The sequence below is a fragment of the Bacillus sp. JCM 19034 genome, assembly GCF_001310635.1.
Classification (GTDB): Bacteria; Bacillota; Bacilli; order Bacillales; family Bacillaceae_D; genus Halalkalibacter.
Map to the genome: position 1 here is coordinate 77,573 of NZ_BAXR01000010.1, position 8,083 is coordinate 85,655.

An 8,083-nucleotide genomic window follows, 5' to 3' on the forward strand; every position below is an offset into this window, starting at 1 on the left:
GTTGTGATGGTATTCTTTATGTTTTCCACTATTTATTATAATAAAGCGATCAATCATTCGCAGGAATTGGGAGGAGAAGCTCTTTCTGACGTTTTAATTATTCCGTCGGTAGCGTTAGTTGTGTTTACCGTTTTTTTTATAAGTTACGCCCATTCCGTATTTATAAAGAGAAGGAAAAAGGAAATCGGTCTCTTTATGATGCTAGGGATGACTGATAAGGATATTAACAAACTGTTGCTTATAGAAAATGGGGCTATCGCTCTTTTATCATTAGTAGTTGGTCTTATTTCGGGGAGTGTTAGCTCGCGCTTGTTTTTTCTTATACTAATGAATTTGCTCGACCTAACTGATGTAGCTTTTGAGCTTAATTGGATGATGCTTGTAGCCACAGTTGGAATTTTCCTGCTAGTTTTCTCTGGTGCAGTAGGGAAGTCGTTGGTTACGACTAGATACCATCAAATCGTTGAAACATTAAAAGGAGATCGCATCTCAGAACAAAATAACATTCGCAGCCCATTGCTTGGAATCGTTGGTTTATTACTCGTAATCGGGTCGATCGCTTTTCAATACGTGTTGTTTTCGGAAGTAGATTATAATATCAATGACGGTGCAATCCTTTTAGTTGGGACGATTGGATTGTTGATCGGACTGTACATAAGTTTATCGCAGTTAGGGAGCGTTTTGCTTCAACTGACGAAAAGAAAAGAATCCTATTATTATAAGCACATTTTGTTTTTGGCGAATGTTAATTATAAATTTAAACAATTAAAGGGCATCTTTATGCTCATTATTACGATGGCAATGGTGACGATTTTTTATACGTCGATGCTACTATACTTTTACTCCTCTGCAGAGCAGTTGGCTGACGAGCGATTCATCTATGATGTCTCATTTCCAGAAACAGCTACAAAAAATACGGTAACAGACGAGGAGCTTAAGCGACTATTTACGATCGAGGAGCACTATACTTTAGAGATTATTGACCTTTTTGAACTTGATCCACTTTGGGACGATTATCTTCGCTATAGCTTTCTATCTGTTGAGCAGTTTAATCAAATTTATTCGGAACAGCTTCACGTTGAAAAGGGAAATGTAATATTCTTTGAAAACATGGATCCACAGTTTAAGGATGATAGAGCTCTTAGTGAAAGTGAGTTTACTTTTTCACAAGATGATGAGGAGCTAACTTTAACGTTAAGGGGAGAACTAGTTGACGACGTATTCGATCATAGTCCCCTATATTACGGCCAATTCATGATCGTCCATCAAGATGACTTTGAAGCAATGAAGGAGTTTGATGTATATCGATCATATTTCCATTTTTTAAATCTCTCTAATTGGAAGGAATCAAAAGAAGGATATGATCAGCTGAAGAAACGGTTTTTGACACAAAATGAAAATGGGATAAATGATCCGTTATTATCATATCTTCATTATGTTTCAGAAGATCAGCTATTGGAGCCAAATGCGAAAATTGAAGAATTTCATTTAAATCGAACAGCAGGTGGCTTGCTCTTTTTTATATCAAGCTTTTTAGGAGCATTGTTTTTTGTCGCCACGTTTATGCTATTGTATTTAAATGTTTTCGCGAATATTGAACAGGAACGAATGACATTTCGAAAGTTATATAAGATCGGCATTACAAAAAAAGAGGTACGGAAAGTTATTTCAAAAGAGCTCCGAGTGTTATTTTTCCTAGCACCTGTTTCTGGATTACTAATTGCTTATAGTTATATCATAATATTCGCAAAGGATGCCGGAGGAATTTTCGAAAACCCATTAATAACGACAAATTATGCGATTGTGGCAGCTTTTTACTTACTATTACAGACGAGCTATTACTTGTTAGCTAGGCAAAAATTAATGAAAGAAGTTATGTACGAAAGCTGACGGCTCATGATTAATGACCTACAAAACATGAAAAAATTGTCTAAAATTCAAAAAAATACTTTGAATCATTTGTAGAAAATTGGTACAATTGATATAGAAATACTAAATATTGTTCACGATAATAGCAAACTTATTGAAAAATAAGGACGCAAAGCCACGGGCCTAAAGTGTAAAACCACAATGGTAGCCGGGTTGCCGAGGGACTGATATGAGTGGATATCCGTGTTCTTGGATATCCACTTTTTTATGGATCAAAGGATTTGTTTGACGCACAGGAAAAAGTCTAGAGAGGGGATGCAATATGTATAAAGTTGAACCGAATTTAAAGAAAATATTGAATTTAGCCGAATGGTCAGTGGAAGAACTCATTTCCCGTTATAATGATCTATTGGCCGATTTGAAATTTGCTCGAAATGCGTTTGAATTTGAAAAGGCATCTGATATTAAGACAGAAATGGTATACATAAAAGAAGAAATTAACAAAAGGAAAAAAGCTAAATTAGAGGAAGAAGCAAGAAAGCATCGCGAAGAGCTTGAATTGTTAATTTATAAAAAATGAATATAGAGTAAGAATGCTCCAAAAGGTGATATTAACTTTTTGGGGCATTATTTGTTTTAGTTCGAATGTTAGAAAGCCCGCATCGCACGTTACGTTATGTTCATGAAAGAAGTTCACTTTCATGAAACAAAAAGCGTGTAACGGCTATGCTACTCAGGGCTTAAAAGAATAAGCGATGCTTTTTCTTTTGTAATTAAATCCAAATCCGTTAACGATTGTTCAGCATGTGGTGTTGGTTGTCTCCTCATACTAAGGAAAACACATAGATGAGGAGAGGATATTGGTGAGTACCGTTGTAACAACATTAGCGGATAAAAGAAGGGAAAAGCAATGGAAATTTGAACGAGGTGTGTTAAAAAGCTTGTCGTTGAAAGAGTTAAAAGCGGATGTGCAGTTTCATTTTGAGTCTATTTTTCCAGCTTATGTATTATCGCATCCGTTCTTACTTGATCCATGTATGGATATGGCTATTGATGCGTATTTATTAGGAGCTGAATATGCGAAATTTGGCTATTATGGTGAGAGTGAGACAGAAGTAAGGAAACGTTGTGATGAAGAATTAACAGATATTACACAAATGGTTTTCTATATGCTGCAAGGGTGGTTTACGGAATCGGATTACGTCTTAGATTCCTTAAAAGTAGCTACAGATGCTTTCGTGAATAACTGGTGGATAAAAGGCTTTAGGGAAGGTGAGAGACGTCATCGGATGAGACTCCATTAGGAAATTTGTTCATACAATAGGCATCCCGCTTTATTTTCTTAAAATCACTTCATATTCTTGTCCTAGTCCCAATATATATAAGTATAAGGGGACGAGGAGGGATTAAAGTGACGATTAAGAAATGGTTAAAAGGTGTTTTATTTGCTATTGGTATCGTATGTTTATTAAGCGTTATTCAATATCAATTTGTTAGTAATGATTCGTGGGGAACATGGACATTACCTTTGTCAGGAAAGGTAATTATTATAGATCCAGGTCATGGCGGCATAGATGGAGGAGCGGTGTCTCAGGAAGGTGTATTGGAGAAGGATATTACATTGGCGATTAGTGAACAGCTACGCGATTACTTACAGGAAGCAGGGGCACTAGTGTTGATGACTCGGGAAGAAGATCGAGACCTTGCCGATGCGGACACTCAAAAGATCCGCAATCGCAAAATACAAGATTTAAAAAGAAGAGTTGAAATCATAAACGAATCTGACGCTGATTTATTTATTAGTATTCACTTAAATGCAATTCCTTCTCCTAAATGGAGTGGTGCACAAGTTTTTTATAATCGTGCGATACCTGAAAATGAGGAGATGGCTAAATTTGTCCAAGACGAGATCCGTCGTAATCTGGAGAATACGACGCGACAAGCAAAGCCCATTCATAATGTTTATGTTATTAAGGAAGCAACGATTCCAGGAGTCTTGGTTGAAGCTGGGTTTTTGTCCAATCCATTTGAATCAGAACAGCTGAACAAGGAGGAATATCAGCAGAAAATAGCAGCATCTATCTATCAAGGATTATTACGTACTTATACAAACGAGGAGCCACCTTTGTAATTTGTCGATTCGTATAGATGAAGCCCTTTTCATGCTTATGTTATACTGTTTATATAATGAATAAAGGGATGGTGTCACATTTGGCTTTTAATGAGGAACAAATAAAGGATTGGCTTAAACCGATTATTGATCGGGACTTAAATAAAAGCATTGTTGAGACGAATGGTATACGTGAAATCAAAATAAACGTTGATCACGTTAGCTTAAAGGTAGCGTTAGCTAAAACGGGTACACCTGAACAAATGGAAATCCAGCAAGAAATTGTTCAAACTTTAAAAGGAAAAGGGATAGAATCGGTAGGACTTCGGTTTGAAGAGCTAGCAGAGGAAGAAATTCAAACGCTTGGCGGAATACCACAGCCGGGTAGTGGGAGTAGCTTATTGGATGAAAACAACAAAACGACATTTATCGCTGTAACAAGTGGAAAGGGTGGAGTAGGAAAATCGACTGTATCAGTCAACCTAGCCGTTTCGCTTGCTCGACTTGGAAAAAAGGTTGGTATCATTGATGCAGACATCTATGGATTTAGCGTTCCAGATATGATGGGTATTGAAGAGCGACCACAAGTTGTTAATGAGCGTATTATTCCAGTGGATCGATTTGGTGTCAAAGTAATTTCAATGGGCTTTTTTGTGGAAGGAAATGCTCCTGTTATTTGGCGCGGGCCTATGCTCGGTAAAATGCTCAATCAATTTTTTACAGAGGTTGAGTGGGGAGAGTTAGATTATTTAATTCTCGACTTACCTCCTGGTACTGGTGATGTCGCACTTGATATACATACGATGCTGCCACATTCAAAGGAAATTATTGTTTCAACGCCACATGCTACAGCAGCTTTTGTTGCGGCAAGGGCAGGGGCAATGGCGATTAAGACGCACCATGAAATTCTCGGTGTCGTTGAAAATATGTCTTATTTTGAAAGTAAGTTAACTGGTGAAAAAGAGTATGTATTTGGACAAGGTGGCGGTGATCGGCTTGTTGAAGAATTGAAAACTGACTTACTAGGACGAATTCCATTAGGTCAGCCTGATATACGTGAGGATGTTTTTGCTCCATCGGTATATGATGAAGGACATCAAATTGGTGACATTTATATGGAGATTGCCAAAAAGGTAATTGAAAAAACACAATAAAATGGTTAGATAAAAGAAATCGAGTATAAAATTGCAATAGTTTTATACTCGATTTTATTATGAGTTACAAACAAATTCTGCAGTAAAGGGAGAGTGGCCAGAAATTCCTTCTAAGAGGCTTAACCGCCTCCGCCTTGACCTTCACTTTCTTCACCGCCACCACCTTGTTCTTCTTTTTGCTGTCCCTCTTGTTTTTCTACAAGCTTATCGAGCTGTTCTTCTGCAATGCCCATTAATATTTCATTTATTCGAGCAACAAAATAAGGACTTTCAAACGCATCAGAAATAACCGTCATCATTTGTTGTCTATATTCCTTTGCTTTCATTAATTCAAGAAGAGCCGTCTCCATTTCAGGATCTTGTAATACTTCAATTAGCATCGTTTGGTATTGCGGGTCTTTCATTAATGTTTTGATCATTTTTTCGTTTTCAGCTTGCATTGTTTCTGAGTATGTTTTGGCAAATTCGGGGTCTTTAATCGCCTCAGTCCAGAAAGTTTGCCCATCTTTAGAGGTCAATGTTTTTGAATCGTGTCTTTAATAAATGTATCTTCTAAGACAAGTTCTTTACGGACTTCTTCATCAGCTAGTATTTCTTGGATTGCTTCTTTTCCTTCATCTGTTTTTAACATATCAACCATCATTTTTTTCATGCTTTCGTAATCTGGAGGCTGGTTAGCATTCTCGGCAGCGGCACAGCTAGTAAGAAACGTGAAAAGGAGACCAATGATTAGGATGAAGGTACGAAACGTCATATCTGATTTGCTCCTTTCTGTCATTTTGTCATTAATTTGAGATATTTTGACGAATTTTATTCATTCTCACGTGGGAACAGCTAGCATTTTTACAATTAGATTTGATACAATCATGTCAGCATAACTCTAAAGTTGGAGGATTAACTTGTGAATAGTCGTAAAGTCGTCTTTCTGTTTTTTACTACATTACTTATTGGAAGTGTCAGTGGAGCAATTGTTGGTTTTATTTTAGATTTTGAAATGTATATTGCCGACTCGTTTTTAAATCTAGTCTTTGGTTTGATCTGGTTATTAGGGATCAGTGCGGCATTTACGCTAATTAGCCAGATGGGCTTCTTTGCTTATTTAACGGTCCACCGATTTGGTTTGGGGCTCTTTAAGTCACATAAGCTCTGGAATGCTGTTCAGCTAATTTTGATCGCTTTTGTTATTTTTGATCTAATTTATTTCAGGTACATTGCTTTTGCTGAGGAAGGGCAAATGATCATTGGGTATATGGTGATGCCGCTTTTATTGTTAGCCTATAGTTTAATAGTGGCTTATTTAAAGGCAAAAGATACGAACCAAGGGGCCTTTGTTCCAGCATTATTCTTTATGGTTGTTGTAACAACAATTGAATGGGTGCCAGCATTAACCGTGAATGATCCTAAATGGCTATGGCTATACTTAACACCGTTGCTAGTAGCAAATACGTATCAAGTATTGATCTTACATCGACTTGCTAACCAGCAATCCAATTAAAAATAGAGGGGATTCCGATATTAGCGGAATCCCCTCTTTGACGATTTGTGGATCGAGAAGGTCGATCCACAGCACCCATATTTTTTATATCTCTTCATTGGTTGTTTCTGCATTCGCTATTAATTCTTCCACCGTTGTAAATGAAAATCCCTTTTCTTTTAATTGATCAATAATAATTGGCAATGCTTCATGAGTCTGTTTAACAGAATCCGACGCGTGAAATAAAATGACATCTCCTGGCTCCGTATTCGGCACAACCGCATCAATAATAGCGTCGGCACCCGGGTTTTGGTAATCATTTGATTGAACGCTCCAATGGACGATGCTATATCCAGCCCGGTCAGCTATTGTTAAAATTTCTTTATTAAAGCTTCCGTTAGGTGGACGTAGCAACGTTGGTCGTTCTCCTATTAATTCCTCAATGACAGCCGTACTTTTATTTATATCGTTTCTAACTTTATCTTGTTCCGATCCGACATAATCTATATAACGATAACCATGACTACCAATACTATACCCGCGTTTGTTTATTTCTTCGACAAGGTCAGGATAGCGTTCTGCCCACGAAGCAGAAATAAAAAAGTTAGCACGTTCTATTTTTTTATCGTCTAGTACATCAAGGATTGGGATTAACTGCTCTTCTCCCCAGCTAATATTAAATGTTAATGCTACTTCTTTTTATCTATTTCTGCTTTATAAAAGGCTTGAGGGCCGTCCGACGTTGAGAAAACACTAATTTGATTACGTTCGACAAATAATAAGCTTGCCGTAAAAAAAGCGACGAGTACAATTAACATGATATGTTTTATTTTTTTTGCGTTCACAATCCAGTAAATATTCACTTTCTATGCCCCCTCAATGTGGTTCGTTATCAACAATCTATTTTGAAACTGGACAAGATATGAATAAAATTGTGAAGAATAGAAAAGAATTTAAGGAGATTCATTTTTTACAGTAATTATAAATTATGTTGTTGATACAATAGTCGAGGTGGTCGTGTGTTAGGGTTTATGTTTAACGAGCAGGAGTTACAGGAAGTAGAGTATATGCTTAAGAGAGAGATGGAAGAGATCTTATTAGATTTATCTGATCCGCGAATTGATGACGTAGTAAAAATTGCGATGGAGGAAAAGTATCAAGTTATTTTTAATATTTATAAACGTTTTGTTCCTCCTAACGAAACATTAAAATATATATTGAGAAAAAACCGAAAGAACTTGCAATAATATTTTTTTGAAAAAGTATTGACTCTTTGTTGCTATCATGATAAATTATTATTCCAACCGATCAACATCATCTTTATTAAATTCTTGTAAATTTCTCATTGAAATATTATTGAAATTTAATTTGACAAGAAAGTTTGATCGTGTTATATTACTTAAGTCGTTAAGATAGCACTTTGAAAACTGAACAAAAGCCAAGCGAAAAAGAGAGAATTGTTGTTTCAAACAACGA

11 protein-coding genes and 1 riboswitch are annotated in these 8,083 nt (G+C 36.5%); of the genes, 7 read left to right on the plus strand and 4 right to left on the minus strand.

Going from position 1 to position 8,083, the window contains the following annotated elements:
* The first annotated feature begins 18 nt into the window (after positions 1-18).
* From JCM19034_RS14350 to JCM19034_RS14370, 5 genes are all read left to right on the plus strand, one after another.
* Positions 19-1,890 (plus strand): ABC transporter permease, encoded by a 1,872-nt coding sequence (locus tag JCM19034_RS14350; RefSeq protein ID WP_062050796.1) that lies wholly within the window; start codon positions 19-21, stop codon positions 1,888-1,890.
* Positions 1,891-2,003: 113 nt separating this feature from the next.
* Positions 2,004-2,090: riboswitch (cyclic di-GMP riboswitch) on the plus strand.
* Between the two features lie 101 nt (positions 2,091-2,191).
* A complete protein-coding gene (locus tag JCM19034_RS14355; RefSeq protein WP_062050798.1) occupies positions 2,192-2,449 on the plus strand; it encodes a hypothetical protein in 258 nt (85 codons plus the stop codon).
* Positions 2,450-2,732: 283 nt separating this feature from the next.
* Complete coding sequence (locus JCM19034_RS14360) at positions 2,733-3,173, plus strand: YbaK family protein (RefSeq protein WP_062050800.1); 441 nt, start codon at positions 2,733-2,735, stop codon at positions 3,171-3,173.
* 113 nt (positions 3,174-3,286) lie between these two features.
* Positions 3,287-4,000: an N-acetylmuramoyl-L-alanine amidase CwlD gene (gene cwlD, locus JCM19034_RS14365; RefSeq protein ID WP_062050808.1), complete on the plus strand. Its 714-nt coding sequence runs from the start codon at positions 3,287-3,289 to the stop codon at positions 3,998-4,000.
* Positions 4,001-4,080: 80 nt separating this feature from the next.
* Positions 4,081-5,133: an Mrp/NBP35 family ATP-binding protein gene (locus JCM19034_RS14370; RefSeq protein ID WP_231686966.1), complete on the plus strand. Its 1,053-nt coding sequence runs from the start codon at positions 4,081-4,083 to the stop codon at positions 5,131-5,133.
* A 119-nt stretch (positions 5,134-5,252) separates the two neighbouring features.
* Here JCM19034_RS14370 and gerD read toward each other — a convergent pair whose 3' ends face one another.
* Positions 5,253-5,651, minus strand: a complete 399-nt coding sequence (gerD, locus tag JCM19034_RS23355; RefSeq protein ID WP_231686967.1) for a spore germination lipoprotein GerD — start codon at positions 5,649-5,651, stop codon at positions 5,253-5,255.
* Complete coding sequence (locus JCM19034_RS23360; RefSeq protein WP_231686968.1) at positions 5,648-5,887, minus strand: hypothetical protein; 240 nt, start codon at positions 5,885-5,887, stop codon at positions 5,648-5,650. The genes gerD and JCM19034_RS23360 overlap by 4 nt, the downstream gene beginning before the upstream one ends.
* Positions 5,888-6,034: 147 nt before the next feature.
* On the opposite strand from JCM19034_RS23360, the gene JCM19034_RS14380 reads away from it, so the two are divergent.
* Complete coding sequence (locus tag JCM19034_RS14380) at positions 6,035-6,628, plus strand: KinB-signaling pathway activation protein (protein WP_062050802.1); 594 nt, start codon at positions 6,035-6,037, stop codon at positions 6,626-6,628.
* Positions 6,629-6,712: 84 nt separating this feature from the next.
* On the opposite strand, the gene pdaB is transcribed toward JCM19034_RS14380, so the two are convergent.
* Positions 6,713-7,282, minus strand: coding sequence for a polysaccharide deacetylase family sporulation protein PdaB (pdaB, locus tag JCM19034_RS14385; protein ID WP_370622043.1), 570 nt, complete (start codon positions 7,280-7,282; stop codon positions 6,713-6,715).
* A 14-nt stretch (positions 7,283-7,296) separates the two neighbouring features.
* Positions 7,297-7,470 carry a hypothetical protein gene (locus tag JCM19034_RS23365; RefSeq protein WP_231686969.1) on the minus strand — a complete coding sequence of 58 codons (174 nt, stop codon included), beginning with the start codon at positions 7,468-7,470 and terminating at the stop codon, positions 7,297-7,299.
* 156 nt (positions 7,471-7,626) lie between these two features.
* Here JCM19034_RS23365 and JCM19034_RS14390 point away from each other — a divergent pair, with 156 nt between their 5' ends.
* Positions 7,627-7,854, plus strand: a complete 228-nt coding sequence (locus JCM19034_RS14390) for a hypothetical protein (protein ID WP_062050803.1) — start codon at positions 7,627-7,629, stop codon at positions 7,852-7,854.
* Positions 7,855-8,083: the final 229 nt, after the last annotated feature.

What these genes read in the sequence shown, in the direction of transcription:
- JCM19034_RS14355 (WP_062050798.1), top strand. Translation starts at nt 2,192, where the DNA reads ATGTATAAAGTTGAACCGAATTTAAAGAAAATATTGAATTTAGCCGAA.
- JCM19034_RS23360 (WP_231686968.1), bottom strand. Translation starts at nt 5,887, where the DNA reads ATGACGTTTCGTACCTTCATCCTAATCATTGGTCTCCTTTTCACGTTT.
- JCM19034_RS14350 (WP_062050796.1), top strand. Translation starts at nt 19, where the DNA reads ATGTTTTCCACTATTTATTATAATAAAGCGATCAATCATTCGCAGGAA.